Annotated in this window: 28 protein-coding genes and 1 pseudogene; 13 read left to right on the top strand and 16 right to left on the bottom strand. The window is 73.2% G+C overall.

Annotated features, from left to right (window positions below; genetic code table 11):
* Window positions 1-24: 24 nt before the first annotated feature.
* A complete protein-coding gene (locus GOBS_RS18030; RefSeq protein WP_012949703.1) occupies window positions 25-339 on the bottom strand; it encodes a DUF3303 domain-containing protein in 315 nt (104 codons plus the stop codon).
* A 321-nt stretch (window positions 340-660) separates the two neighbouring features.
* On the opposite strand from GOBS_RS18030, the gene GOBS_RS18035 reads away from it, so the two are divergent.
* Complete coding sequence (locus GOBS_RS18035; RefSeq protein WP_012949704.1) at window positions 661-906, top strand: FitA-like ribbon-helix-helix domain-containing protein; 246 nt, start codon at window positions 661-663, stop codon at window positions 904-906.
* Window positions 903-1,319, top strand: a complete 417-nt coding sequence (locus tag GOBS_RS18040) for a type II toxin-antitoxin system VapC family toxin (RefSeq protein WP_012949705.1) — start codon at window positions 903-905, stop codon at window positions 1,317-1,319. Before GOBS_RS18035 ends, GOBS_RS18040 begins: the two co-directional genes overlap by 4 nt.
* A 31-nt stretch (window positions 1,320-1,350) precedes the next feature.
* Here GOBS_RS18040 and GOBS_RS18045 read toward each other — a convergent pair whose 3' ends face one another.
* Entirely contained in the window at window positions 1,351-4,599 is a 3,249-nt protein-coding gene (locus GOBS_RS18045; RefSeq protein ID WP_012949706.1) for a TM0106 family RecB-like putative nuclease, read from the bottom strand.
* Between the two features lie 173 nt (window positions 4,600-4,772).
* Between GOBS_RS18045 and GOBS_RS18050 the strand changes: the two genes are divergently transcribed.
* Together GOBS_RS18050 and GOBS_RS18055 are read left to right on the top strand one after the other, a co-directional pair.
* Entirely contained in the window at window positions 4,773-4,994 is a 222-nt protein-coding gene (locus GOBS_RS18050; protein ID WP_012949707.1) for a FitA-like ribbon-helix-helix domain-containing protein, read from the top strand.
* The gene (locus tag GOBS_RS18055; protein ID WP_012949708.1) at window positions 4,991-5,383 is read left to right on the top strand and encodes a type II toxin-antitoxin system VapC family toxin; all 393 of its coding nucleotides are present in this window, start codon (window positions 4,991-4,993) and stop codon (window positions 5,381-5,383) included. Before GOBS_RS18050 ends, GOBS_RS18055 begins: the two co-directional genes overlap by 4 nt.
* Before the next feature lie 294 nt (window positions 5,384-5,677).
* Here the strand turns inward: GOBS_RS18055 and GOBS_RS18060 are convergent, their stop codons facing one another.
* The 4 genes from GOBS_RS18060 to GOBS_RS18075 form a co-directional block, all read right to left on the bottom strand.
* On the bottom strand, window positions 5,678-6,277 hold the full coding sequence (locus tag GOBS_RS18060) for a hypothetical protein (protein WP_041241567.1): 600 nt from the start codon (window positions 6,275-6,277) through the stop codon (window positions 5,678-5,680).
* Window positions 6,278-6,697: 420 nt separating this feature from the next.
* The gene (locus GOBS_RS18065; RefSeq protein WP_012949710.1) at window positions 6,698-7,060 is read right to left on the bottom strand and encodes a cupin domain-containing protein; all 363 of its coding nucleotides are present in this window, start codon (window positions 7,058-7,060) and stop codon (window positions 6,698-6,700) included.
* A 305-nt stretch (window positions 7,061-7,365) separates the two neighbouring features.
* Window positions 7,366-7,842, bottom strand: a complete 477-nt coding sequence (locus tag GOBS_RS25660; RefSeq protein ID WP_012949711.1) for a nitroreductase/quinone reductase family protein — start codon at window positions 7,840-7,842, stop codon at window positions 7,366-7,368.
* A 107-nt stretch (window positions 7,843-7,949) separates the two neighbouring features.
* Window positions 7,950-8,918 carry an endonuclease/exonuclease/phosphatase family protein gene (locus GOBS_RS18075; RefSeq protein WP_012949712.1) on the bottom strand — a complete coding sequence of 323 codons (969 nt, stop codon included), beginning with the start codon at window positions 8,916-8,918 and terminating at the stop codon, window positions 7,950-7,952.
* Window positions 8,919-9,140: 222 nt separating this feature from the next.
* On the opposite strand from GOBS_RS18075, the gene GOBS_RS18080 reads away from it, so the two are divergent.
* Window positions 9,141-9,509: a hypothetical protein gene (locus tag GOBS_RS18080; protein WP_166487448.1), complete on the top strand. Its 369-nt coding sequence runs from the start codon at window positions 9,141-9,143 to the stop codon at window positions 9,507-9,509.
* 9 nt (window positions 9,510-9,518) lie between these two features.
* Complete coding sequence (locus GOBS_RS18085; protein WP_012949713.1) at window positions 9,519-10,010, top strand: cupin domain-containing protein; 492 nt, start codon at window positions 9,519-9,521, stop codon at window positions 10,008-10,010.
* Between the two features lie 345 nt (window positions 10,011-10,355).
* Here GOBS_RS18085 and GOBS_RS18090 read toward each other — a convergent pair whose 3' ends face one another.
* Entirely contained in the window at window positions 10,356-11,039 is a 684-nt protein-coding gene (locus GOBS_RS18090) for a hypothetical protein (protein ID WP_166487449.1), read from the bottom strand.
* Window positions 11,040-11,229: 190 nt separating this feature from the next.
* Between GOBS_RS18090 and GOBS_RS18095 the strand changes: the two genes are divergently transcribed.
* The gene (locus GOBS_RS18095; protein WP_012949716.1) at window positions 11,230-12,270 is read left to right on the top strand and encodes an NAD(P)-dependent alcohol dehydrogenase; all 1,041 of its coding nucleotides are present in this window, start codon (window positions 11,230-11,232) and stop codon (window positions 12,268-12,270) included.
* A gap of 120 nt (window positions 12,271-12,390) precedes the next feature.
* The gene (locus tag GOBS_RS18100; protein WP_012949717.1) at window positions 12,391-12,807 is read left to right on the top strand and encodes a cupin domain-containing protein; all 417 of its coding nucleotides are present in this window, start codon (window positions 12,391-12,393) and stop codon (window positions 12,805-12,807) included.
* A 230-nt stretch (window positions 12,808-13,037) separates the two neighbouring features.
* Here GOBS_RS18100 and GOBS_RS18105 read toward each other — a convergent pair whose 3' ends face one another.
* Window positions 13,038-13,367, bottom strand: coding sequence for a type II toxin-antitoxin system PemK/MazF family toxin (locus GOBS_RS18105; protein WP_012949718.1), 330 nt, complete (start codon window positions 13,365-13,367; stop codon window positions 13,038-13,040).
* A 3-nt stretch (window positions 13,368-13,370) separates the two neighbouring features.
* The gene (locus GOBS_RS27710; protein WP_012949719.1) at window positions 13,371-13,628 is read right to left on the bottom strand and encodes a hypothetical protein; all 258 of its coding nucleotides are present in this window, start codon (window positions 13,626-13,628) and stop codon (window positions 13,371-13,373) included.
* Between the two features lie 136 nt (window positions 13,629-13,764).
* Between GOBS_RS27710 and GOBS_RS18115 the strand changes: the two genes are divergently transcribed.
* Window positions 13,765-15,564 carry a DUF6398 domain-containing protein gene (locus tag GOBS_RS18115; RefSeq protein ID WP_049788370.1) on the top strand — a complete coding sequence of 600 codons (1,800 nt, stop codon included), beginning with the start codon at window positions 13,765-13,767 and terminating at the stop codon, window positions 15,562-15,564.
* Window positions 15,565-15,705: 141 nt separating this feature from the next.
* Here GOBS_RS18115 and GOBS_RS18120 read toward each other — a convergent pair whose 3' ends face one another.
* The 3 genes and pseudogenes from GOBS_RS18120 to GOBS_RS29815 form a co-directional block, all read right to left on the bottom strand.
* Entirely contained in the window at window positions 15,706-15,975 is a 270-nt protein-coding gene (locus GOBS_RS18120; protein WP_012949721.1) for a type II toxin-antitoxin system RelE family toxin, read from the bottom strand.
* A complete protein-coding gene (locus GOBS_RS28950; protein WP_012949722.1) occupies window positions 15,972-16,247 on the bottom strand; it encodes a type II toxin-antitoxin system Phd/YefM family antitoxin in 276 nt (91 codons plus the stop codon). The genes GOBS_RS18120 and GOBS_RS28950 overlap by 4 nt, the downstream gene beginning before the upstream one ends.
* A gap of 60 nt (window positions 16,248-16,307) precedes the next feature.
* Window positions 16,308-16,637, bottom strand: a pseudogene (locus GOBS_RS29815) (IS1096 element passenger TnpR family protein); the annotation flags it as partial.
* On the opposite strand from GOBS_RS29815, the gene GOBS_RS18130 reads away from it, so the two are divergent.
* Entirely contained in the window at window positions 16,524-17,120 is a 597-nt protein-coding gene (locus GOBS_RS18130; RefSeq protein ID WP_166487450.1) for a hypothetical protein, read from the top strand. The pseudogene GOBS_RS29815 and the gene GOBS_RS18130 sit on opposite strands and share 114 nt — an antisense overlap.
* A gap of 94 nt (window positions 17,121-17,214) precedes the next feature.
* Here GOBS_RS18130 and GOBS_RS18135 read toward each other — a convergent pair whose 3' ends face one another.
* Together GOBS_RS18135 and GOBS_RS18140 are read right to left on the bottom strand one after the other, a co-directional pair.
* Window positions 17,215-18,666 (bottom strand): DUF4407 domain-containing protein, encoded by a 1,452-nt coding sequence (locus GOBS_RS18135; protein WP_012949724.1) that lies wholly within the window; start codon window positions 18,664-18,666, stop codon window positions 17,215-17,217.
* A complete protein-coding gene (locus GOBS_RS18140) occupies window positions 18,663-19,553 on the bottom strand; it encodes a hypothetical protein (RefSeq protein ID WP_012949725.1) in 891 nt (296 codons plus the stop codon). Before GOBS_RS18140 ends, GOBS_RS18135 begins: the two co-directional genes overlap by 4 nt.
* Window positions 19,554-19,838: 285 nt before the next feature.
* Between GOBS_RS18140 and GOBS_RS18145 the strand changes: the two genes are divergently transcribed.
* From GOBS_RS18145 to GOBS_RS18155, 3 genes are all read left to right on the top strand, one after another.
* Window positions 19,839-20,300: a DUF898 family protein gene (locus GOBS_RS18145; RefSeq protein WP_012949726.1), complete on the top strand. Its 462-nt coding sequence runs from the start codon at window positions 19,839-19,841 to the stop codon at window positions 20,298-20,300.
* 86 nt (window positions 20,301-20,386) lie between these two features.
* On the top strand, window positions 20,387-21,076 hold the full coding sequence (locus GOBS_RS18150; RefSeq protein ID WP_012949727.1) for a DUF6308 family protein: 690 nt from the start codon (window positions 20,387-20,389) through the stop codon (window positions 21,074-21,076).
* Between the two features lie 78 nt (window positions 21,077-21,154).
* Complete coding sequence (locus GOBS_RS18155; RefSeq protein WP_041241573.1) at window positions 21,155-22,060, top strand: phosphorothioated DNA-binding restriction endonuclease; 906 nt, start codon at window positions 21,155-21,157, stop codon at window positions 22,058-22,060.
* A 112-nt stretch (window positions 22,061-22,172) separates the two neighbouring features.
* On the opposite strand, the gene GOBS_RS18160 is transcribed toward GOBS_RS18155, so the two are convergent.
* Window positions 22,173-22,640, bottom strand: a complete 468-nt coding sequence (locus tag GOBS_RS18160) for a hypothetical protein (RefSeq protein WP_012949729.1) — start codon at window positions 22,638-22,640, stop codon at window positions 22,173-22,175.
* Window positions 22,637-23,230 (bottom strand): winged helix-turn-helix domain-containing protein, encoded by a 594-nt coding sequence (locus GOBS_RS18165; RefSeq protein WP_012949730.1) that lies wholly within the window; start codon window positions 23,228-23,230, stop codon window positions 22,637-22,639. The genes GOBS_RS18160 and GOBS_RS18165 overlap by 4 nt, the downstream gene beginning before the upstream one ends.
* Between the last annotated feature and the right edge of the window lie 53 nt (window positions 23,231-23,283).

Genomic DNA, 23,283 nt, shown 5'->3' on the forward strand with positions numbered 1-23,283 from the left:
GCCGTGGGCAGGGTTCGAGCGTCGTCACCCCTCCCGCAGAGACTCCCGGTACTCGATCCCGCGCGTCTCGGCGGCGACGGCGTCTATCACGTCCAGCACCGGCTCGACGGTGAAGGAGAAGCCCGCGTAGACAGTGGTGAGGTACTCCAGGTCGGCCGGCGCGTCGGTCTCGACGACGGCGTACCCGCCGAACTCGCCGAGGCGGACGACGAACTGGTGGAAGGTCAGGCTCTCCGGCATCTCCCACCCGGAGAAGATCTCGAGCACCCGCTTCTGCGCGGCTTCGTACTCCGCGACCGAGCCAGTCGGCCGTTCCCGCCACGTGACGACGAACTTCATGTCGCGCTCCCCCTGGACGTCTGCGAGTGGCGAGGGTCCTGGGCGCCGGAGCTCCGACGCAAGGACGACGAGAACGACCAGCGGACGCAAGCCACCGTCTCGACGCGTCGCCACAGCCCGTCCACCGCACGCGACGACGTCCGCGCCGGGAGGTCAGCCGCTCAGGTAGCGCCGCCGGATGGTCGGCGACGTCAGTGACCGCCCGGCTGCGGTGGTGAGCCACCCGTGGCGAACAGAGTGCCATCGTTCGGAATCGAGCCTGAGTCGCTTTGTCCCAACGCGTTCACCTGGTTGCTAGCATCGCTAGCAGAAGGGGGAGCCATGGCCGCCATCAGCATCAGAGGTCTCGACGACGAAGTCCGCGAACGGTTGCGGGTCCGCGCGGCCCGCAACGGGAGGTCCATGGAGGCGGAGATCCGCGAGATCCTCACGACGGCGGTCAGCGACGCCGAGTCGTCCGCCGACCTCTTCTCCACCCTGCTGGAGCGCTTCGGCGGTGCGGGGGGCGTCGAGCTGCCCATCCCACCCCGGAGCTCGCCGGCGCGGTCAACGGACTTCCCCGAGTGATCGTCCTCGACACGAATGTCGTGTCCGAACTGATGCGCCCCTCCCGGGACCCGGCGGTCGTGACCTGGCTCGGCCAGCAGACGCGGGGATCCCTTGTCACGACCGCCATCACCGTGGCCGAGATCCGCTTCGGTCTCGCCCGGCTCCCCGACGGACGGCGTGCCACCGAGCTGCGGCAGCTCGCCGACGAGGTGCTCGGAGCCTTTCCCGGCCAGGTCCTCCCCTTCAACACTGCCGCCGCCGCTCTGTACGGCGACATCGCAGCGGCCCGAGAGCGTGGCGGACGCCCCGTCGACGCCCTGGACGCACAGATCGCTGCCATCTGTCGCGCGCACTCTGCCTCGTTGGCCACGCGCAACACCCGGGACTTCGTCGGCACCGGCGTCGAGCTCGTCGATCCCTGGCAAGCCTGAGAGCCGAGCCGTCGCTCGTGACGGCCGAGCGTCAGCGGACAACGGTCGCCATCTCCACGAGCCGGCACAACGCGTTGACCTGGCGCAGCTGCTCCGGCGTCCGGACGGCGGCGTCCAGCAGCTCCTCGCTCATCACCACGACCGCCAGCGCCTTGGCGCGCGAGACCGCGACGTTGAGCCGGTGCAGGTCGTAGAGGAACGAGACGCCGCGGGGCGCGTCCTCGGCCGACGTCGACGTCATCGAGTAGATGACGACCGGCGCCTCCTGCCCCTGGAACTTGTCCACGGTGCCGACCCGCGCGCCGTCCGGCAGCGCCCGCCGGATGAGCGCGACCTGGTTGTTGTACGGCGCGACCACCAGCACGTCGTCCGGACCGATCGTGAACCGCTCCCCCGCGGCATCGACCCAGCCGACGCCCTGCAGCGAGTGCCACAGCTCGGCGACCGCTGCAGCCTCGTCCGGGGACGCCGCCATCGACGGCTCCGCGTGCTCGACGAACCGGACGCCGAGCCCGCTGGCCCAGCCGTCCACCGCGATCCGCTCGCGGCCGGCCGCCGACTCCAGCCGCCCCTCGTACGCCAGGTCGGACACGAACGCGGTCAGCGCCGGGTGCATCCGGTAGGTGCGGTCGAGGAACACGCCGCGGTCCTCGGGCACGGTCGGGTGCCCGTCGAGCAGGTGCTCCAGCGCCGAGAGCCCGGACTCCCCCGGGTGCACGGCCTGCGTCGGCTGCGCCAGCTGCTGCGGGTCGCCGAGCAGCACGAGCGACGTGCCCGCCCGCGCGACGGCGACCGCGTTGGCCAGCGAGAACTGCCCCGCCTCGTCGATCACCAGGACGTCGACCGCCTCGGCCAGGTCCTCCCGGCACCAGAACCACGACGTCCCGCCGACGAGCGACGCCGAGCCGTCCAGCAGCCGCGAGGCCACACCGCCGGCATCGCGGGACCACTCCACCCCGGGTGCCCCGCACGCCTGGGACTCCTCGCACTTCTGCAGCGCCGGCCGGCCGACGGCGCTCAGCACGTTGCCGATCACCGCGTGGGACTGCGCCGTGACGCCGACCTTCTTGCCGGCGTCGAGCAGGGCTCGGATCAGCCGGGACGCCGCCCGCGTCTTGCCGCTGCCGGGTGGCCCCTGGACGGCGAGCACCTCGCCGTCCAGGGCCAGGCCGAGCCGGACGACGGCGTCGCCGGCCTCCTCCCCCGGCAGGCGGCGGGTGTCCGCGGGGACGACGCGGTCCAGCAGCCGGTGCCCGAGGCAGGACTCCCCGGCCAGTACGGCGTCCGCGGTGGCCGCGATCGCGGCGCGCAGCTGCTTGTCGTCGAGCGGCCCCTCCGGCCCCAGCCCGCGCGGACCCGCCGGCGCCCTGGTGCTCTTCACGACCACCCGCCCGGCGACCGCGTCCAGCGCGCGGACCTCGCCGATCCGCGCCCGGCTGTCGACGTCGAAGGCCGGCTTGCCGACCGAGAGCTTGGCGTCCTGCGGCGGGAAGGTGAACTCGTAGAGCTTGCTGCGCTTCTCCGTGCCGATCTCGACCGCGGCGGACAGCCCGCCGAGCGCCGTCCGGTCCTCGACGAGCTGGTCGTCGTCCAGCTCGCCGCGGCTGAAGAACTCCCACCAGCCGGGCCGGGCCTCGCGGCGGTGCCACTGCACCAGGTCGCCGAGCAGGTCGTGGCCGCGGTCCTGCAGCTGCTCGACCAGCGCCAGCTCCGCGACCTCGGCGTCCGACCGCGGCGCCGGGACGGCGAGCTCGGCCACCCCCGGGCGCGGCTGCGGACCGTGCAGCGCCTCCAGCTCGGCCCGCTCGGTCTCCAGCCAGTCGTGCAGCTCGCGGGTGGAGTCGACGTCGTCCTTGTTGTAGTCCTCGATCGACCGCAGGCGGGCGGGGTCGCGGTCGATCAGCCACTTCTCGTACTCGACGACGCTGCTCATCGCGTCGGCGACGTCGCCGGTGTGCGCCCGCCCGTAGAAGGCCTCGACCTTCTTGATCGAGTAGGACTCCTTGCTGATCCGCATCGACTGGCGGACGACGGGATAGAGGTCGACGAACCGCTCGGCGCGCAGCAGCTGGTCGAGCTCGGCCTCGCGGACGCCGTACCGGCCGGTGAGCCGCTTGAGCGCGCTGACCTCGTAGGCGGCGTAGTGGTAGACGTGCATGCCGGGGTCGGCGTGCCAGGCCTCGACGATGCGGTCGACAAGGTCCTCGACCATGCGCCGCTCCTCGGCGGCGTCGTGCGCCCAGAGGGCGGTGAAGTCGCCTGCCCGATCGCCCAGGCCGGCGAGGTACTCCAGCCCCTCGCCGTCGCCGGCGAGCGGGTCGCCCTCGAAGTCGAGGTAGAGGTCGCCGGGGCTGGGCTCGGGGAGTCTCAAGAGCCCCTGGGCGGTCTGCGGCGTGAGCAGCGTGCGGGTGGGGACGCCGGCCGCGCGGCCGCGGAGCTGCTCGCGGGCCTGGTCGCGCAGCCGCTCGCGGGTCCCCCGGCTGATGCCGGTGCCCTTGAGGACGTCGTCGGGTGCGTCGGCGAGCTGCTCCAGCGTGGCGATGCCGGCGCCGTTGAGGGCGGCGCGGTGGTCGCGGCGCATGCCGGCGACGAGGCTGAGGTCGTCGCTGGTGCGCAGCTCGGTGGTGCAGCGCGGGGCCCAGGTGCACTGGTCGCAGTGCGCGATGGGAACGGGCGCGGTCGGCGTCGGATGGGCGATGAACGTCTGCAGCCGGGCGCGGGCGCGGCGGGCGTAGGCGGCGACGTCGACCAGCCGCCACGGGCGGGTCTCGCCGTCGCCGGTGACGACGCAGATGCGCTCGGGTTCGCGGCCCTGCAGGGTGGCGAGCCGGTCGGCGTAGGTGGCCATCTGCAGCAGCGCCGGCACCTTGATGCGGCGGGCGAGCTTGGCGTCGGCGATCTCGTAGGACCAGCCGCCGAGGTCGGACGGCCCTGCTGTCTTCAGCAGGAAGTCGGCCTGGCCGCCCCAGGTGCCGTCGAAGAGCGTCGCCTGGTGGACGACGTCGACGCCGGCGTGCATCGCCTCTCGGGTCGCTGCCTCGCTCCGGCTGCCCTGGAGGCGCGCCACGGTGAGCCCCTGTTCCTCCAGCGACTCCAGGTAGCGCAGCTCGTGCGCGATCCCGAGGTCGGCGACGAGCACCGTCTGGTCGGTGGCGCCCTCGGCCGGCGGGTCGAGGCGGCGCTCGGCGACCTGCAGGTTGAGCGCGGTGAGGTGGTGGCACTCCGAGTGCCGGGTCAGGTCACTGGGGCTGAGGACCAGCCGCCCGTCGACGCGGTACACGGCGTCAGCCCTTCGTCGGGTGGACGGCGGGCAGAGAGAGCTGGAGCAACGTTCCCCCGTGGTGCAGCGTGCAGAGCCTCAGGGACCCTGCCACGGACGACGCCGTTCCGAGACCTCCCGCGCCGAGGAGCTCCCCGCATGCGAATCACATGTAGCCTCGTCCGGTGAGCAAGATGCTGCAGGTCCGGAACGTGCCGGACGATCTGCACGCCGAACTCCGGCGTCGCGCGGCCGAGGCGGGGATGTCCCTGTCCGACTACGTGCTCCGCGAGCTGCGGCGTGTCGCCGAGCGCTCACCGATGGCCGAGGTCTTCGCCCGGTCGGCGGCGATGCGGATCCCGCTGCCCATGGACGAGGTGGTCGAGGGGATCCGGGCCGAGCGCGACAGCCGGTGATCGTCGTCGATGCCTCGACGGTCGTCGCGGCTCTGCTCGCCGCCGGCCAGGGAGGGGACGACGCCCGCGAGGTGATGCTCGGCGACGACGCCCATGCCCCCCACCTGCTCGATGTGGAGGTGCTCTCGGCTGTCCGCCGACACGCATTGAGCGACCGGCTCGGCGACACGGCTGCCCGGGACGCGGTCACCGCCATGCGCGACCTGCCCGTCATCCGGCACGGCCACGACCTGCTCCTCGACCGGGCGCTGCAACTGCGCGACTCGATCACCGCCTACGACGGGGTCTACGTCGCGCTGGCCGAGATCCTCGGGGCCACCCTCGTCACCGGTGACCGCCGGCTGTCCCACGCACCGGGCCTGCGGTGCCCGGTCTCGGTCGTCGGCTGAAGCGCCCGGCGAGGTGCCGGGAACCGTGCGAGGTGGACGACGTGCAGCTACGCGCTGAGTGGCCGTAGCTCCAGCCAGGCCGCACTGGGGTCTGGGTGCACGACGTGGATGTGGGCACCAGGGTCTTTCCCGGCGCTGGCCGCCTCGCGGTGCCAACCGACGGGCCGGCGGTGCCCGGTGCACTGGCGCCGGATGAGCTCGGTCATCTCGCCGCTGCGGCTCCGCAGGTCTCCTGGCGTACAGAGCCGATGAGGCGAGTTCGGCAGTGCGTGGAGCCGTGCGCGCCCCGCTGGCTCACTGACCCGGGCACGGGCGGACGTCGAGGGTCGCCTGCCCCGCCACCACGGGTGTGATCAGCTCCTGCAGGCGGGCGGTCTCGTCGGCCGGGAACCCGTCGGCCTGCCAGGCGGGGAGCCGGTCGACGATCTGGCGCGCGTATCCCTGCACCACCGGGGGTGGCGTCCCCTGCCGGACCTCGAGGCACGAAGGGGGTCCGTCCGGCGGAGCGGGCGCCGGTGCCTGACCGGTCATCGTGCGGAACAGGGCCAGCCGGCTCGCCGTGGCGTACCGGGGGTCGAGCGCCTCACCACTGATCACGACCGACAGCACCTGCACGGCCGACAGCTGGCGCACGCCCTCGTCCTCGGACACCAGACCCTGCAGCCCGTCCCGCAGCAGCGGACCGGCCGGTCCGGCAGCCTCCGGTCGCGCCGTCAGGTCCGCGATGAGGCCGGCAACCGTCTCCGGCGGGGCCGGCGCCGGCTCCTGGACGGGGGACGGAACCGACGACGGCGCCGGCATCGAGGTCGCCCCGCTGGTCGTCGCCGCAGCGCTCGGGGCCGCGCTCGTCGGGCGGTCGCCGTCCGCTGTCGCCAGGGCCACCACGCTGCTCACGCCGAGGACCGCGGCGGCGGTAGCTATGGCCACCACCCACCGGCGTCGCCGGCGCGGCGAGGCAGGAACCGCGCGATCGGGTTGCCGCACCCACCCGAGGATAGGACGACGGAGTATGCATCCAGGCGCTGTCGACAGCGGGCCGGTCGCGAACCCTCTGCCCGGCTGTTCGCCACGCCCCGCACCGTCACCGGGCACAACCGGGTCGTCATGTGGAGGGAACTCGGCGCATCGTCGAGCGGCGCGGCCTGACGTCGCGCCGCCGGCCGCTGGGTCGGACAGCTCGCGCCGGCGACGACGAGGCAAGAGGAGCCGAACTCCCGATGCCGGTCCGGGAACCGGAGCGGCCCACCTCACCGAGAGCGTGGCAGTGGGGCCGCTCCGGTGCGGATCGGAGCGCTGCAGACCGCAGCCGTCAGATCAGCCCTTGGCGTACGTGTCGGCCGTCTTGCTCTCGAACTCCAACGCCACGAACGGTTCATCGCCCACGACCCAGGCGTCGTGGCCCGGTTCGAGACGGTAGGCGTCACCCGCGCGGATGTCGGCCTCGGCGCCGTCGGTCGCGGCGATGTGGATCGTGCCGGAGACGACGTATCCGAGATGCGCCGCCTGACAGGAGTCCGTGCCGACCACCGGCTTGATGCAGTCCGACCACCGCCACCCCGGCTGGAGGGTGAAGCGACCCACGGTGGCGCCGCCCAGGTGGACGACGCCCATGCTGGTCTTGTCCGGGGTCCGCGTCTCGTCAGGGTGGTCCATGCTCTTCGTTTCGATGCTGGCCATCGCTGGTCGCCTCCTGCTGACTTCGAGGAGTTGGGATGACCGGGCCGCGTCTTCCGCAGCGCAACCGAACGGGGTGCTCCCCTGCCGCGTCGGGCGCGGGTGTCCGATGCCATGAACTGTGCTCGCTCCACCCTCGACGGTCAACGGCCGCCGCCGTGGGAGCGGATCACCGCGCCGTCGGGGCGACGGACCAGGATCCGGGCCGGGATGCCCCCCACTGGGGAGTGGTCTGCCACTGGCCCGCGGGGGGCGACGAGGCCAGGCCGGCGTCGTCCCAGCACCCGCGCGGTGGCTGCCGACCGTGGTCACGGCCGCAGGCTGATCACCACCAGCGGGCCGGTGACGCGCCGCGCGAACCGCGGCCAGCGCGTCGCGTAGGTCTGCCGGGCCGATCGCCACTGCAGATCGCCGGGATCCAGCACTTCCGCGGTGCCCTCGTGCAGTCGACCGGCGAGGCGCACGGTCACCGGCTGCGGCGTGCGGAAGTTGCGCCACCACGTCGAGCGCTCCCAGTGCTGAGGCCACACCACGAGGTGGTCACCGGCGCCGGCGTACTGCACCGGCAGCACGTACTGCCGCCCACTGCGCCGCCCGGTGTAGCGCAGTTCGATCGCGGAGGCGCTCAACAGACGGTGCGCGCGCGACCGCAACACGGCCAGCACGACGGCGTTGCCCTGCGGCGGCTTCAGGCGCCTCCGCGCGCGGCGCACCCACTGCCGGCTCCGCTGATCGAGAGCCGCGATGACCCCGTGCACCCTGGTGGTGTCCGGCTGCTCGGCCATGCTGTCCTCCTCCGGTTGTCGGTCCCACCCCGGCCGTGTCCGCTCGCCCGGATGCGGCGCCACCGCTCCGCCCGGGCCGGGGACCCCTCGGGGCCGCGGAGCAGCTGTCAGACGTCGATCTGGGCGACGACGGGGCGGTGGTCCGAGCCGGGTGCGTCCTCCCGTCGGCTCGGGTCGTCCTCGATCGAGGGCGTGGGGCCGGCTCCGTCGGTTCGCACGTCGCCGTCGGCCACGGAGTGCACCAGGGCGTGGCTGACCAGGATGTGGTCGATCAGCTCGCCGCGGCCGCGGTAGCGGCGGCTGAACCGCTGGTCTGCGGGGATGCGTGCGGCCAGGTTCCACAACCGCTGGCCATCGCCCCGGTCCGGCTGGGCGAAGCCGCCGGTGCCGATCTCCGAGCCCGGCGGGCCCTGCAGGATCTGCGTGGTCGCGGCCTCGGGGACGTCGTTGAGGTCGCCGAGGACCAGCAGGCGACGGTCCTGGCCCTGGCCGTCGAGCAGGTCGGTGGCGGCGGCGCGCACGGTGGCGGCCTCGGCGGCGCGCCGGCTCAGCGCGTAGACCGCGGCGCGGGCCCGCTCGCCCTCGTCCCGGGTGTCGAACCGGGGCCGCCCGTCGGGGCCGGGCGGGAACGTCAGCAGCTTGGACTTCAAATGGCAGGTGATCAGGTCGATCGGTGTCCCGCCGACGGCGACCCTGGCGCGCAGCGCCGCCCGGCCCATCACCGCCAGGCGGGTGCCCGCGTCGTCGACCTGGATCGGGTCCAGCTTCTCCGGGAAGGCGGTGATCTCCGCGACGTCGGTCAACGGGAGGCGGGACAGGTAGCCGACCCGGATGGGCCGCTGGCCCGGCTCCACCCCGGCGGTGGTGCAGTGCCACTCGCCGCCGGCCCGTTCGGCCAGGTCGGCGAGGGCAGCGGGGTTGCCGACCTCCTGCACCGCCAGCACGTCGGGCTGGATCCGCGCGATCACCCCGGCCAGGGCCGCCAGCTTGGCCTCGTACGCAGCCGGGTCCCGGGGACCGTCCTCGTCCTCGGGTCGGAACAGGTTCTCCAGGTTCCACGTGCCGATCCGCACCATGTCGCGCCTCCCCAGGTCGCCGGTCGCCGGTGGCCGCAGGGCACGCCGCGCCTCCTCGCGCGACGGGCGTGCACTGCGGTACCCACCGCTTGACGGAGGACGTCGCCCGGCTCGCAGATACCGGTGCCTCGTCAGCGCCGCGAGGAATCTGCCGCGGCCCCGCAGGACCGCAATGGAGACGAGTGCGGTGGCGACGACGGTGTTCGCCAGTGGATGAGTGCGATGCCTGGCGAGGTCGAGGTCGCGGCGTTCCCCTGCACCCCCACGGCCTCGGGAGTCGGCAGGGGGATCCTGCAGTCAGGAGTTCTGCTGCTAACGATCGGACCGCGGGTGTGCGCGACCTCCAGCGGGGGCCTGGACCCGGCGACCGTGGGCGCCGTCTCCCCGGCCCGGGCCGCTCGCGGCCGCCGCCCCCACGGCCGGCAGCCGCGACGCCTGGAGACCACTCCGATCGCGGGGCTCGTCGCCGCCGGGATGGACCACACGGTCGCCGTCCCGGCCGTCTTCCTCCACCGCCTCGTCACATTCTGGCTCCCGATCCTGCCCGGCCGGGCGGCCTTCGCCTGGCTCCGGAGGTCCGACTACGTGTAGGAGGAGACGTTGGACGCCTCTGCACCGCGCATCCTCAGGGCCGCGGACGGCGTGGCCATGGGGGATCCCGCCGGTGTCCGAGACCGGTTCATGGTCGACGGCGCGGACGCCGGCGGCCGGTTCGCCCTCGTCCAGCACCTGTTCCCGCCCCGGGCGCTGGCCGCCCCGCTGCACCGCCACCACCGGGAGGACGAGTACACCTACGTCCTGTACGGGCGCATCGGCGCGGTCCTGGGGGACGACGAGGTGGTCGCCGAGCCCGGTGACCTGGTGTTCAAGCCGCGCGACCAGTGGCACACGTTCTGGAACGCCGGAGACGAGCCGGCCGCGGTGCTCGAGCTCATCTCCCCCGCGGGGCTGGAGCAGTTCTTCCGCTGGCTGGACGGGCTCACGGAACCGCCGACGGCCGAACAGCTCGCCGAGATGGCCGCGCCGTACGAGTGCGACGCCGACCCGGACGGGACGCGGCGCATCGTCGAACGGCACGGCCTGACGTTCTGACAACGCAGCGGCACGAGAGCGCAACGGGCGCCCCGTCGACGCCCTCGACGCACAGCTCGCCGCCATCTCTCGCGCTCACACGGCCTCTCTCGCCACGCGCAACACCTGGGACCTCGTCGGCACCGCCGTCGAACTCCTCGACCCTTGGCGGGCCTCAGATCGAACCGTCGCCTCCCAACGGCCGGACATCAGCGCACCACGGTCGCCAGCTCCACCAGCCGGCGCCTGGCGTCGACCTGGCGCAGTTGCTCCGGCGTCCGGACGGCGGCGTCCAGGAGCTCCGCACTCATCGGTCGTCACACGGCGCAACCAGCTCTGACCGGTGGTCGTCCCTGCCCGGTCGGGTCACTGGCCCGGGCACGGACGAAGCTCAACGGTCGTCTGCCCCGCCGCCACGGGTGTGATCAGCTCCTGCAGGCGTGCGCTCTCGTCGGCCGGGAACCCGTCGGCCTGCCAGGCCGGCAGCCGGTCGAGGACCTGACGCGCGTATCCCTGCACCTCCTCGGGAGGCGTCCCCTGCCGAACCTCGAGGCACGTGGGGGATCCGGCCGGCGCTGCGGGCGCCGGCGCCAGGCCGGTCATCGTGCGGAACAGGGCCAGCCGGCTCGCGGTGGCGTACCGCGGGTCGAGCCCTTCACCACTGATCACGATCGGCAGCACCTGCTGGGCCGACCGCTGGCGCACGGCCTCGTCCTCCGACACGAGACCCTGCAGCCCGTCCCGCAGCAGCGGGCCGGCCGGTCCGGCAGCGTCCGGTCGCGCCGTCAGGTCCGCGATGAGGCCCGTGACCGTTTGCGGCGGGGCCGGCGCCGGCTCCTCGACGGGGGACGGAGCCGACGGCGAGGCCTGCGTGGCGGTCGCACCGCCGCTCGTCGCCGCAGCAGTCGGGGCCGCGCTCGTCGAGCGGTCGTCGTCGGCTGTCGTCAGGACCACCAGGGTGCTCACCCCCACGACGGCGGCGGCGGCGGCCATGGCCACCCCCACCCGACGTCGCCGTGAGGCCGTGACCGCGCGATCGAGGTGTCGCATCCGCGTGAGGATAGGGGCGGGAAGGTGCGTCCAGGCGTCCTCAGCAGCGGTCCGGTCACGAACCCTCCGTCCGGCTGCCCGCCGCATCCTGCCCCCTGACCGCCACCCCGACCTGAGGGCCGAGGTGCGGGACCGGGCGGTCACTGAGGTACTGAGGGCGTCGACCTGTCCCATGACGAGAGGACGCCCCATGCGCGCGGTGCAGTACCGGACCATCGGCGGCGGACCCGAGGTGGTGGAGGTCCCCACCCCGGAACCGGGACCAGGGCAGATCCGGCTGCGGGTGACCGCCGCCGGGCTGTGCCACTCGGACTGGTTCGTCATGGACCTGCCCGCCGACAAGTACGCCTACGGGCTACCGCTGACGCTCGGGCACGAGGGCACCGGGGTGGTCGACGCGCTCGGGGACGGCGTCACCGGCGTCGCGGTGGGCGACCCGGTCGCCGTCTACGGCCCCTGGGGGTGCGGGCTGTGCTCCGCGTGCGCGCGGGGCGCGGAGAACTACTGCCCGCGGGCGGCGTCGCTCGGCATCCAGCCGCCCGGGCTGGGCGCGCCGGGCGCGCTGGCCGAGTACATGGTCGTGGACGACGTCCGGCACCTGGTCCCGCTCGGCGACCTCGACCCGGTGGAGGCCGTCTCGCTCACCGACGCGGGGCTGACGCCGTACCACGCGATCGTCTCCAGCCTCGACAAGCTGGCCGCGGGGAGCACCGCCGTGGTGATCGGCGCCGGCGGGCTGGGGCACGTCGGCATTCAGGTGCTGCGCGCGGTCACCGGCGCGACCGTGGTGGCGCTGGACATCAGCGAGGAGAAGCTGGCGCTGGCGTCGGAGGTGGGCGCGCACTCCGTGCTTCGGTCGGACGACGCGGCTGTGGGCGCGATCCGGTCGCTGACCGGCGGGGTGGGCGCGCAGGCGGTGTTCGACTTCGTCGGCGCCGCGCCGACGGTGGAGATCGCCCGGAAGTCGGTGGCTCTGGACGGCGTGATCCAGATCGTCGGGATCGGCGGCGGACTGCTCCCGACCGGCTTCTTCTCCACGCCGATGGGGGCGTCGGTGCGCGCGCCGTACTGGGGCACGCGGACGGAGCTGATGGAGGTGCTCGACCTCGCACGGGCCGGCGCGGTGCACGTCGAGGTCGAGAAGTACACGCTGGACGAGGCGCCCGAGGCCTACCGCCGGCTGCACGAGGGGGCGGTCCGCGGCCGCGCCGTCGTCGTCCCCGGGGACTGACGTCTGGGGAGGCGGCCGGTGAGGCTCGCCGGGGCCGCATCGAGACCCCCATTGAGCTCCGCAGGTGGCGATCCCGGAGGGCGCTTGACGCCCGCGCGCCGGCGCGGTCGGCTGACTTTCATGACCGAGGAACCCACCGACGGCTGGCACCAGCCGCTGCGGCACATCCGGGCCGACGAGCTCACCGGCGACACCGGGCAGACCAGCGGCATGACGAGGCTGGAGGCGGTGTCGGCCAAGACGGTCGGATCCCGGCGGGTGTGGATGGGCCAGACGCACGTCGCCCCGCGGACATCGTCCGGCGACCACCACCACGGCGACTCCGAGACCGCCATCCACGTGCTGCGCGGCCACCCGGTCTTCGTCTTCGCGGAGGACGGCGAGGAGGTCCGGCTGACCACCGGGCCCGGCGACTACGTCTTCGTCCCGCCGCACACCCCGCACCGTGAGGAGAACCCGACCGACGAGGAGGCCGTCGTGGTCATCGCCCGCAGCAGCCAGGAAGCGATCGTGGTCAACCTGCCCGGGTTGACCTGACCCCGGGCGACGTGGGACGACGGAGAGCCGGAACGTACCCGTGCCTTTACACCCCGGGCGACGACCGGCGGTTCGCCGACAATGGGGCGGGCGGCACCCTACGAATCCCGCACGGACAAGTCGGGGCATGGGCCTTCCCGAGGGTGGTGCCGTGGTGCGTGCCGAGCGCGTCACCGAGGCCGGGTGCGCCTCCTGGGTGACATGGCAACCGGGGTGGGGACGCCGAGCGGTCACAGTCCGAGATAGACCCGCAGCTGCCCTTCGATGCGGGTCATCTCGCTCGGCGCGAGCAGCCCGCGGCGCCGACGGCATCGGCCGCGAGCCACGGCTTGGACGCCGGTGATGTCGACGTACGACTCGTCGTACCGGGTGAGACCGGCGTCGGCGCCCAGCGGGATGTGCGTGAGCGACGGCCCACTGGTCCCCGTGATCGGCAGGACGACGACGTGGCCGAGCCTGCTGTTCAGGGCGTTGACGCTGAGGACGACGGCCGGGTGCACGCCGAAACCGGGGAACGCGACGTCCCACACCTCACCGCGCAGCGGTTCGGGCAGGGCCACGGGTCAGGACGCGTCCGCGTCATCCGGCTCGTCCGCCACCACGCCGATGGGCAGGGGTGGCTCCTCGTCGCCGTAGAACTCCTCCACGCTGCGCGCCATGCGCTCCTCTGCGGCCCGCTGGTGCAGCAACTGCAGCGCTGCCTTGACGATCTCGGTCCGACCGGAGAGTCCGAGGACCTCGGAATCCGCCTGCAGTTGGGCCGCCAGGTCCCGGCTGATGCGCGCCTGCCAGACCTCGGTACCGACCGAACTCTCCGTCATGTGTACGACTATCTGTCGTACACGCCGGTCGGTCAAGTTCCCTGTGGAGCGCTCGAGAGACAGAGGGGATGGGCCCGGCTGGGAGGAACGCCCGACCCTCCTGACGACGGCTGCGGCCGCCGCTAGCGTCGTCCCGATGCCGAAGCGCATGCACCGCAGCAAGCCCTCGTCGGGGCCGCGGAGCCGCCGGGACGTGGCCGCACGCCGGGAACGACGTACCCCGGACCTGGTCGACGAGGTCGCCGGGGCGCTCGCCGGCGGGGAGCCGCTCGACCTGCTGGCGCTGACAAGTTCCTTCCTGGCCGCCACCGATCCGCGGGAACGCCGTCTGTTCGGCGCCCAGGACGAACCCTCGCTGCCGCCACGCGAGGAGATCGTCGAGACCTTCTTCGAGGTGCCCATCCCGGAGACCTCGGCCCTGCTGACGGCGATCGCCGTCCTGACCGGGGACGACGTGCTGCGCTCCCGGGTCCGCCGGGAGGTCGCCACCCGGGCCCACGTACTCCCCCACTGGCTCGCCGAGCTGGACCGGGCGCGTGCGCACGACCGCGCCCTGCAGATGACGGACGTGCTGGGGGACGGCGAGAACCTCGTGCTCGGCGTGCGGCTGCCGGGTGGTCCGGAGCTCTCGGTCGCCGTCTACGTGGACCACAACCTCGGCACGGTCGCCAAGGACGGCTTCGTCGTCCCGGGCGCCCTGCCGGACCTGGTCGAGCTGATGCGCAGCGAGAGCGACGACCCCGACGTCACGCTCACCGAGCTCGACCCGGCCGACGCCCGGGCCCGGATCACCGAGGCGGTCGAGCACGGCGCGATGGTCTTCCCGCCGCTGGAGACGGAGACCTGGCCGGCCTGCCGGCCGCTGGTCGAGTGGGCCGCCGGACTGCTGCCGGCCGGCGGGCGCGGGTACGAGCGGCCGAAGTGGAGCGAGGCCGACCGGCAGGCCCTCGCTGAACGCTGCCTCGCCTCGCCATTCGCCGCCGGGCTGGACGACGCCGACTCCCGGGACCTGCTGGACACGCTGCTGTGGTTCGGCACCGACTACGGGCCCCGCGACCCGCTGCGCTGGAGCCCGGTGGCCGTCGAGATCGTGCTGACCGACTGGATCCCGCGGAAGATCGTCGCCGACTTCCGCTACCTGGCGAAGGCGCCGGCCGTCCTGCGCGCGCTCATCCGGTTCAGCCACGCGGAGCGCGGGATCCGCCCCGGGCTGACCGAGGAGACCCTCGCCGCCGTCGACGAGTGGGAGCCGGAGTACCAGGCGGCGATCCGCGCACCGCGGCTGCAGGGCCCGGAGGCACTGCTGGCCGCCGTCGGCGCCCTCGACCCGGAGGAGTACCTCGACGCCGTGCAGTTGGACGAGCTGCGCCGGGCAGTGGGTGGCGCGCGGGCGCTCGACGGGCTCGACGGGCTCGACGACGCTCTTCTGCCGGACGAACCGTTCGTAGAGAAACGGGTGCCGGCCGACGTCCGCGACCGAGTGGCCGAGGTGCGGGAGCTGGTCGACCGGTGCTGCGACGGACTGCTGGACGTCGAGCACCGGACGGCGGCCCGCTGGCTGCTGGCCGCGGTCGCGGACGGCGATCCGGCCGTCTTCCGCCGCCGGGGCCGGGCGGAGACCGCTGCTGCGGCGATCTGCTGGCTGGTCGCGAAGGCCAACCGCTCTCTCGGGCCGGGTGGTCCGCAGGCCCAGGAGTTGTTGGGCTGGTTCGGCGTGCGCTCGGCGTCCCAGCGCAGCGAGCCGATGCTGGCGGCGATCGGGGTGGACCCGCACCAGCCCGGCGAGCGGGCGCTGGAGTCCCCGACCTACCTGACCGCCGCCCGCCGCCGGCAACTCATCGCCGACCGGGACCGGCTGGCCGGCGCCACCGAGGACGATGACCTGGACGCACTCGCTGAACACGCCGCCCGGACGTCGCCCGACGACCTCGACTGATGCATTCGATCCATCTCGCCCACTGCAGTCTCGGTAGTAGGCGGACCGACCGTGATGGCGCCGGGGTCCTCGGGGGAGCCGTCCGTGGAAGCGGGGCGGCGCGCCGGACGGAGGGGTACCGCTGACCCGGCCGTCACCGTGTCAGGGTTGCCGCCGCTCGTAGACGTCCCTCCGATGGCCGACCTTGACGACGAGGACGAGCAGTTCCCCGTCCCGGATGTCGTAGCTGATGCGGAAGTCGCCGGTCCGCACCCGCCACTCCCCGGCGCCACCGACCAGTTGCCGCGCCCCTGGGGGACGAGGGTCCTCGGCCAGGAGGTCGATGGCCGCCTGGACCCGTCGGCGCCCCGGTGGGTCCAGCTTGCGCAACTGACGGACGGCGGCCGGCGCGAGCCGGACCTCGTAGGTCACGCCAGGCCCAGGTCGGCCTTCACCTGCTCCCACGGCACCGGCTCGGCCACCGTTCCCCGGAGTTCGGCGCGCGCGGCCTCGGCGTCGAGGATGTCGGACATGTCCTCGGCGAGGGCCTGGAGGCGCTCGAGGTCGTCCGCTGCGATGACAGCCGCGACCCGCCGGCCGCGGCGGCTCAGGTAGACCGGCTGGTGCGTCGAGCGGGCCTGGTCGACGACCGCGGCGAGGTCCCTGCGCGCGTCGGAGACACTGCGGTCATTGGGGTCGGCCATGTACAAACGGTACAACACAGCGTGAGGGGAGCCGTTCGAACAGCGGAGCTGGGGGTCGGCCAGCACCGCGAGCAGGCGCCCATACCCGTGCGGGCCACCGCAGTCCTCCGGCGGACAGGCGCGAGCACCGCCGAGGCACCGCGGCGCCCCGCAACCGACGGCCGCGAGCCGCTGGCCGATCCGGGTCCGCGCCGTACCGAGCGGCAGGTCCAGCGAGGCAGGTACCTCGGCTCGCGCGGTTCCGCGGCTCGCCGATCCGGCCATACGGTGACCTTCGTGCGCGGACCGCTCACCAGCGACGAGGTCGAGGCGCTGTACGCCCGAGCCCGGACGCCGCAACAGCACCGTGCGGCAGCTGAGAGACTCGCGGCCTGGGCGGAAGAGGCCCATCCGGACGACCAGGGCGTCTCCCCCGCCGCCCTGCTGGTGAGCGCCGGAGAGCACCTCACTGCAGCCGGGGACGTCGAGGCCGCGGTTGCCGTGTTCCGCCGAGCTGTCGCGGCCGGACAGCACGTGGCGCCCGACGTCCGCTGCTACCTGCACGGCGGGTTGCTCCAGCTGGGCGATGCCGAGGCCGCGCGGGAGATCGCCGAGGAGCTGCGCCGCGAGCGCCCGGTCGACGGGGACGTCTACCTGTTCCTCGGCGAGAACCTCGAGCTGGCGGGCGATCTCCGTGAGGCACACCGCTGGCTGACCATGGGGGCACGACGGTCGTTCAACGACATCGAGGACGGCGACGACCGCGCGGTGGAGGACGCCGCCGGTCTGCTGATGGCCCGGCTGCGCGTGCGTCACGCGCTCGACCTCCCGCTCGACGAGTACGACGCGCTCGTCGCATCGGCGCTGCTCGACGAGCACGCCCCCTCGGACTGACACGACGAGGTCGGCGGCCCCGCCGCACCGTTGTGCGCGGGCGGCCGGCACAGCGGGCGCCGGTGAGGACGTGACCGCCACCCGCGTCGCAGGGTCAGGCAGGTGCCGACGAGCCGGCCAGCCGGCCGTCCCGCGGGTCCTCGGAGCCGAGCCTGTCGTTCTTGTACAGGGACTCGAGGTCGTCGGCGGACGGCGTCGCTTCCCGCACCTCGCCCGCCGACGTCGCCCCCAGCTGCTCGTCCCGCCAGCGGCGCACGCCGTCGCGGGTGACGTCGAGCTGGGCGTCGAGGACCATGCCCGTGGCCCGGGACTCCGCCTTCAGCGTCCGAGCCGCCCGGGCCTCCGCGGCAGTCAGCGCCGAGCGGGCCAGCGTCTCGGCCTCCTCGTACTCGGTCTGCAGCCGCAGTCGCATGCGCTGCTCGACCTTCTCCTCCTCGAGCGAGACGAGCCGTTCGTAGAGGGACGGCGGCGCCAGCGCGAGCATCGTCTTGAAGATGATCGGTAGGCACTCGAGGGCCGTCATGAAGAGGAACAGCAGGAGGTGCGCGGCGTGCAGCACGGGGTCCGCGTCGCTGATGCGTCCCAGTGCGGTGAGCCGGGCGAGGATCCCGTCGCTGTCGCCGACGGCAGCCTGGTGCGCCGCGATCTCGGCACGTCGATCGCTGCTGGCGTCGGCCGACCGCTCCTGCAGGTCGGCCAGCTGCGCCTCCTGGTCCGCCGTCTTCTGGATCTCCTCGGTCTCGAGCTGCTGGCGGACCTGCGCCTTTGCGGGCTCCGACTGCTGCTGGAGGTCCTGCCACTCACGCTGCAGCCGATCCCGCTCGGCCTGCTTCTCGCGGGAGACGTCGCCGATGCCGGCGTCCCCGGTGCCACACGTCCCGTCGTTCTCGCACTGGAACGCGGCCGCGGCGGCCTCGTAGCGGGTCTTCGCCTCGTCGATGCGTTGCTGGAGGTCCACCACGGCTGGGTCGTCCAGGACATCGGCGTCCGTCACGGGCTGCGCGATGTCGGCCTGCAGCGCCTGGATCTGCGCCTCCCAGGCCGGGATCTGCGCGTAGCGGCTGTCCTCGTCGAGCTGCCGGTTGAAGGCGTCCTCCTCCTCGGCCGCCATGACCTGCACCTCGGTGCTGATCTCCGCGCTGAAGACGGCGAGCGTGAGCGGGGTCGAGATGACCGCGCCGATGAGGACGGCGAGGAGGACGCGCGGGAGCGCCATCGCCAGGGTGCCGAGCTTGGTTTTGAGCCGCGGGGTCGAGACGACGAGCCAGCGGTCCAGGTTGAGGATGACCAGGCCCCACGCCACTCCGCCGAGGACGGCGAACGGCCACCAGAAGTGCAGGGCGAGGTGCAGGGCGTAGGACGCGGACACCGCGGCGATGGCGGCCGTGGAGAGGAGCACCGCGCCCATCGCGACCTGCTTGGTGCGCTCCTTGGGCGCGTCGCGCAGGACGTCGCGGTTCGCCCCCGAGACCGTGAGCAGCTGCTCGGCGACGGCGCGCCGGGTCACCCGGCGGCGGAGCGACGACCGTTGCGTCCCGGACCTCACTGCGCCTCCCCCTGGGCGTTCCGACCCGCTCGCCGCAGGCCGTCGACGACCGGCGTCGGCACGCCCACGAACGGTCGGGAGACCTCGAACTGCGGCCGTAGGTTCTCCTGCGTGGCCCAGAAGGCGTCGAGCCGCTGGGTGATCGGCGTGGAGACACCGACCGTGGCCGCCACGTCGGCCCGCAGAGCCACGGGGGGCGGTGCCGCCACGGTCGGCAGGTCGAGCTGCGGCACGGCCATGGCTACGACGACGGCCGTGGCCACCGGCGTCGTCCCGTGCCGGTTGCGGCCGACGAGCTCGATCCGCTGGCTGTCGTCCACCCGGACGAGGGCCTGGCCGCAGGCTGGGTAGCCGCTCCGACCGTCGACGACGACGTCGCGGGCGTGCTCGAAGCACCAGGTGACGCTCACGTCCCAGCCGGGGCGGACGATCGTGTGGCTCACCGACAGCGCGCGCAGCACCGGCGCCTGCTCGACCGGCGTCTCGGCGTCCGTCCGGATGCCGTGCCGGCAGGCGACGGCTGCGGGCACGTTGCCGGCTTCTGCAGTGGCGCGCTGCTGCGCCTCGGCCTCGCGCCAGTCCCTGATCCAGCGGTCGGTCCAGGGCAGCGGCGAGGGCGGCGCGGCCTTCGCCGTCCTCCCTCGTGCGCGGCGGGTCCCGCCGCCCAGCCACCGCCAGCTGCGGGCGCGCAGCCACGCGAGGAGGAGCAGGAGGAAGAAGGACCAGAGGAACGCCTCGGCGAGGTCCGTGAGGAAGCCCGCGACGCGGTCGGCCTCGAGGTGCCCGCCCCACTCGGTGTTGTGGTTCAGCGCCACCACGCCGGCGACGAGCACGATAAGCGCCCAGCCGACGACCAGCGGATCACGGCGCAGTGGTTCCCGGAACATGTCTCCCCCGTTGCGCGGCCCGACCCGCGCGCGTCCCCCGTACACCGATGCGTCCGTGTGGACGCGATCGCCTCGAGTGATTGTCACGCTCCGTGACCGGCGGACGGGAGGCCCGTCACCCGAAGGTGCGACCCCGGGACGAGTGCGGCCAATCCGCGTCGAGCCTGAACTGCGCCCGTTGGCCGACGATCGCGTGTTGAGCGCGACAGCGCGTCGAGGTAGCGACGATCGATCGCCGAGGCGGATCGGGGAACCCGATGGTTCCGGACGGTGGGCTTCCTGCCGATGGACGAAGTCGTCAGCACCGCCTCACACGGGGAGATCGTCATGGCCAAGTCCGGCAGGTTCCGCTTCCACGGCGGCGCGGCCACCTACGTGGGCACCGCCCTGCTCGGCGCCCTGATCACCATCTGCACCCTGGGGATCTGCTACCCCTTCGCGTTGGTGCTGCGCGAGCGGTGGCGGGCCAAGCACAGCACGATCGACGGGTACCCGCTCGTCTTCACGGGTTCTGCCACTGCGCTGTTCGGCAACTGGATCAAGTGGTTCCTGCTGATCGTCGTCACCCTCGGCATCTACCTGTTCTGGGTCGGCCCGCGCATCGCCGAGTGGAAGTGGGAGCACACCGACTTCGACCGCAGCCGGTACCCGTTCCCCCTGACCGACCCCACCAAGGTCGCCTCCGTGCAGCAGGCGGGTGGGCTGCTGATCCCGGGCCATGCGCCTGTCGCGCCCCCGCAGCACTGAACCCCACCGGCCGGGTGGGAAGCCGTCTCCCCACCCGGCCGGACGCTGCTGAGCACTCCGGCCACATCCTCGACCCGAGAGGCCACATGACCTACCGACTGCCCGCGGCGCTGAGCGACCCGGACGACTCGTCCACCGCCGTCCGCTACCTCCGCACCTACTACGGCCTGGACGACGGCCGGCGCTACACCGGCTCCTCCTTCGACGACTGGCCGGGCAACGCCGAGGACCGGTTCACCGCTGACGACCTCGTCGCGGTGAGCTTCCTGTCGGTCTTCGTGCCGCCGATCGCTGCCCGCGAGCTGCTGGCCGAACGGTCCACCCTCTTCGCACGGCTCCTCTCGGCGATCGGGCCGGACCACGACCTGGTCGAGGTGTCGGACAGCATCGACAGCTCCTGGCCGGTCCGGGAGCTGTACTCCGCGCTGCGCAGCCTGCACGGCGTGGGCCCCACGATCGCCAGCAAGCTCTGCGCCCGGAAGCGCCCACGGCTCGTCCCCGTGTACGACTCGATCGTCGCTCGGGTCACCGACGCATCCCGGCGCCAGTGGGAACCGCTGCGCCTCGAACTGCGGCGCAACGACCTCCACGACCGGCTGGTCGCGCTCCGGACCGAGGCAGGAGTGGGTGATCACGTGTCCCCACTGCGCGTGTACGACGTCGTGACCTGGATGGAGGGCAAGGACGCGGACCTGAGGCCCACCACACCCGAGGAGCAGCTCGGGGCTGAGCTCGCCGACTCGCCGGAAGAGGACCTCCCCGAGCGGGACACCTGATCTGTCCAGCCGGCCGTCACACCGCGGCGGCCCGTGTCCCGGCGTGCTCTCGCCGCGCCGTGAGGGACAGTGACAGCCGTGCCATCGAGCCCGCGCGCTGAGCAACAGGTCCTCGACCGGTTGTCCTCGTTGCGTCAGCACCAGCAGGACGGACGCCGGTCGCCGCACAAGCCGCTGTTGGTCCTCCTGGCGCTGGGCCGTCTGGCTGCAACCGGCACGAGCGCGGTCCCCTGGTCGGACGCCGAGGAGAAGCTGGCCGACCTCATCGCGGAGTTCGGGCCATCGTCGAGGACGAGCCGTGCGCAGAGTGCCGCGTTCCCGTTCACGAGGTTGCGGGCCGACGGTGCGTGGACCCTCGATCGGGAGGTCCCCATGGACACCGTCACCCCGTTGCGCGACGGGGTGACCGGCCGGTTCGAGGCCTCACTGGAGGCAACCTTGAAGGGCCGTCCGGAACTGCTCGACGAGGTCGCGCGGACGCTGGTCGAGAGCCACTTCCCGGGCACGGTCGCCCCGGACGTCCTCGTGGCGGTCGGTCTGGATCCCGACCTGCTCGAGGGGCGCACCGGCAGCGCGAGCCCCGGCCAGCGACGGCGCAGCGGCGCCTGGCCGGCCGCCGTCATCGCCGCGTGGGACCGGCAGTGCGCCTTCTGCGGCTTTGACGGCGCCGCCGGCGGAGCCGTGGTCGGGATCAAGGCGGCACACGTCCGCTGGTTCAAGCTCGGCGGCCCCGACGACCTCGACAACGGGCTCGTGCTCTGCTCGCTGCACCACAAGCTGTTCGACCGCGGGCTGCTCGGGCTGGACGACGACCTCGCCGTCGTCGTGTCCCAGCGCTTCTCCGCCCGCACACCACAGGGCCGGGCCCTGTACGACCTGCACGGCCGGCGGCTGCGGCCCCGTCCGGGCGCTCCTCTACCGGCCGAACGGCACGTGGTCTGGCACCGCGAGCAGGTCTTCCAGGGGACGGCGCTCGCCGGCTGAGGGCCTCCTGGGCGCCCGCTGCGCTGGGGCGGCGCTCTCGGGGCGGCCGATGTCGGCGATCGTGCCGACGCGGATCGGCCATCCCGGCACCGAGAGACCGGCGACTGCGTCCTCAGGCAGGGAACGGCGGCATGTCGGAGTGCAGGGAGGCCGCCATCGCGTGCATGCGAGTCGCCGCGGCATGTTCGGCCCGGACGTCGTCGCTGTCGACCGGGGACACCGGGTCGTACTCCACGCGGTTGCGGATGGTGCGCAGCCGGCCGAAGGGCCGGAAGGCCGTCCGCGGCGGCGGGTCGGGGAACTGCGCCTCGATGGCCAGTTGCACGGCGACGTGGCCGCCGCGGCTCGTCGCGCGCAACCCCTGTACTTGCAGGAGTGCGGCCAGGCTCTTGCGAGCAGCGTCGTACAGCATCGTGTAGGCACCGTCGGGGTCGCTGTCGGCCACGACGAGGGCACTGTCCAGGTGTCTGGCCGCCGCCTCCAGCAGCGCCGAGGCAGCCGCTCGGTCAGCTGGCACCGACTGGAGGCGGCGCTCCTCGAGCAGCCGCCGCACCACGTCGGCACCGGCCGGACCGCTCACGACCGCGGCTCCTCAGCGAGGTCCAGCTCCACGGTCGGCCGCTCTCGGACCGAACGCGTGAAGGCGTCCGACGCCGCCTCCCAGCCGCCCGGCGAGCGGAACACGACCTGCACCTCGCGCCCCAGCAGTCGCGACGCCTCGTCGACCTTCTCGATCACCGCATCCCGGTCCGGCTCCCCGATGACCACCAGGTCGACGTCCCCGGGGGGCGGTCCGGGCTGACCGTGGTAGCGCGCCGCCCACGACCCGACGATCAGAGCGGACTCGATGCCGGGTTCCCCGGTCAGCGCTTCCTCCAGCACTGGCTTGGGGCCGTAAGCAACCAGCAGCAGATCCGTCAGCGGTCGGACCAGGGGGGAGCTGGCGTCGGCACGGAGCAGGCGGGTACGTCCCACCCGTCGATCAGCGAGCACTCCGGCTTCGACGAGACGCTGCACGTCCGCGTGCAGGTTGCCCGGATCGGCTCCGATCTCACGGGCCAGCTCCGCGATGCTGGCCTCGCGCGTCGGCTGCAACAGCAGCGCGGCGAGCAACCGGGCCTGCGTCTCGCTGCGCAGTACGGGCAGCAGGGATGAGACCCGCCGTGTCATACGCACATGATGTCATGTAAGTGTGACACGGCTCAATGGGCCCGGGGGGCGCA

The sequence above is a fragment of the Geodermatophilus obscurus DSM 43160 genome, assembly GCF_000025345.1.
Taxonomy (GTDB): Bacteria; Actinomycetota; Actinomycetes; order Mycobacteriales; family Geodermatophilaceae; genus Geodermatophilus; species Geodermatophilus obscurus.

Excerpts from the sequence above, each read along its gene's own strand:
- GOBS_RS18030 (WP_012949703.1), bottom strand. The coding sequence starts at position 339 with ATGAAGTTCGTCGTCACGTGGCGGGAACGGCCGACTGGCTCGGTCGCG.
- GOBS_RS18035 (WP_012949704.1), top strand. The coding sequence starts at position 661 with ATGGCCGCCATCAGCATCAGAGGTCTCGACGACGAAGTCCGCGAACGG.
- GOBS_RS18050 (WP_012949707.1), top strand. The coding sequence starts at position 4,773 with ATGCTGCAGGTCCGGAACGTGCCGGACGATCTGCACGCCGAACTCCGG.
- GOBS_RS18065 (WP_012949710.1), bottom strand. The coding sequence starts at position 7,060 with ATGGCCAGCATCGAAACGAAGAGCATGGACCACCCTGACGAGACGCGG.
- GOBS_RS25660 (WP_012949711.1), bottom strand. The coding sequence starts at position 7,842 with ATGGCCGAGCAGCCGGACACCACCAGGGTGCACGGGGTCATCGCGGCT.
- GOBS_RS18075 (WP_012949712.1), bottom strand. The coding sequence starts at position 8,918 with ATGGTGCGGATCGGCACGTGGAACCTGGAGAACCTGTTCCGACCCGAG.
- GOBS_RS18080 (WP_166487448.1), top strand. The coding sequence starts at position 9,141 with ATGCCTGGCGAGGTCGAGGTCGCGGCGTTCCCCTGCACCCCCACGGCC.
- GOBS_RS18090 (WP_166487449.1), bottom strand. The coding sequence starts at position 11,039 with ATGCGACACCTCGATCGCGCGGTCACGGCCTCACGGCGACGTCGGGTG.
- GOBS_RS18095 (WP_012949716.1), top strand. The coding sequence starts at position 11,230 with ATGCGCGCGGTGCAGTACCGGACCATCGGCGGCGGACCCGAGGTGGTG.
- GOBS_RS18100 (WP_012949717.1), top strand. The coding sequence starts at position 12,391 with ATGACCGAGGAACCCACCGACGGCTGGCACCAGCCGCTGCGGCACATC.
- GOBS_RS27710 (WP_012949719.1), bottom strand. The coding sequence starts at position 13,628 with ATGACGGAGAGTTCGGTCGGTACCGAGGTCTGGCAGGCGCGCATCAGC.
- GOBS_RS18115 (WP_049788370.1), top strand. The coding sequence starts at position 13,765 with ATGCCGAAGCGCATGCACCGCAGCAAGCCCTCGTCGGGGCCGCGGAGC.
- GOBS_RS28950 (WP_012949722.1), bottom strand. The coding sequence starts at position 16,247 with ATGGCCGACCCCAATGACCGCAGTGTCTCCGACGCGCGCAGGGACCTC.
- GOBS_RS18140 (WP_012949725.1), bottom strand. The coding sequence starts at position 19,553 with ATGTTCCGGGAACCACTGCGCCGTGATCCGCTGGTCGTCGGCTGGGCG.
- GOBS_RS18145 (WP_012949726.1), top strand. The coding sequence starts at position 19,839 with ATGGACGAAGTCGTCAGCACCGCCTCACACGGGGAGATCGTCATGGCC.
- GOBS_RS18150 (WP_012949727.1), top strand. The coding sequence starts at position 20,387 with ATGACCTACCGACTGCCCGCGGCGCTGAGCGACCCGGACGACTCGTCC.
- GOBS_RS18165 (WP_012949730.1), bottom strand. The coding sequence starts at position 23,230 with ATGACACGGCGGGTCTCATCCCTGCTGCCCGTACTGCGCAGCGAGACG.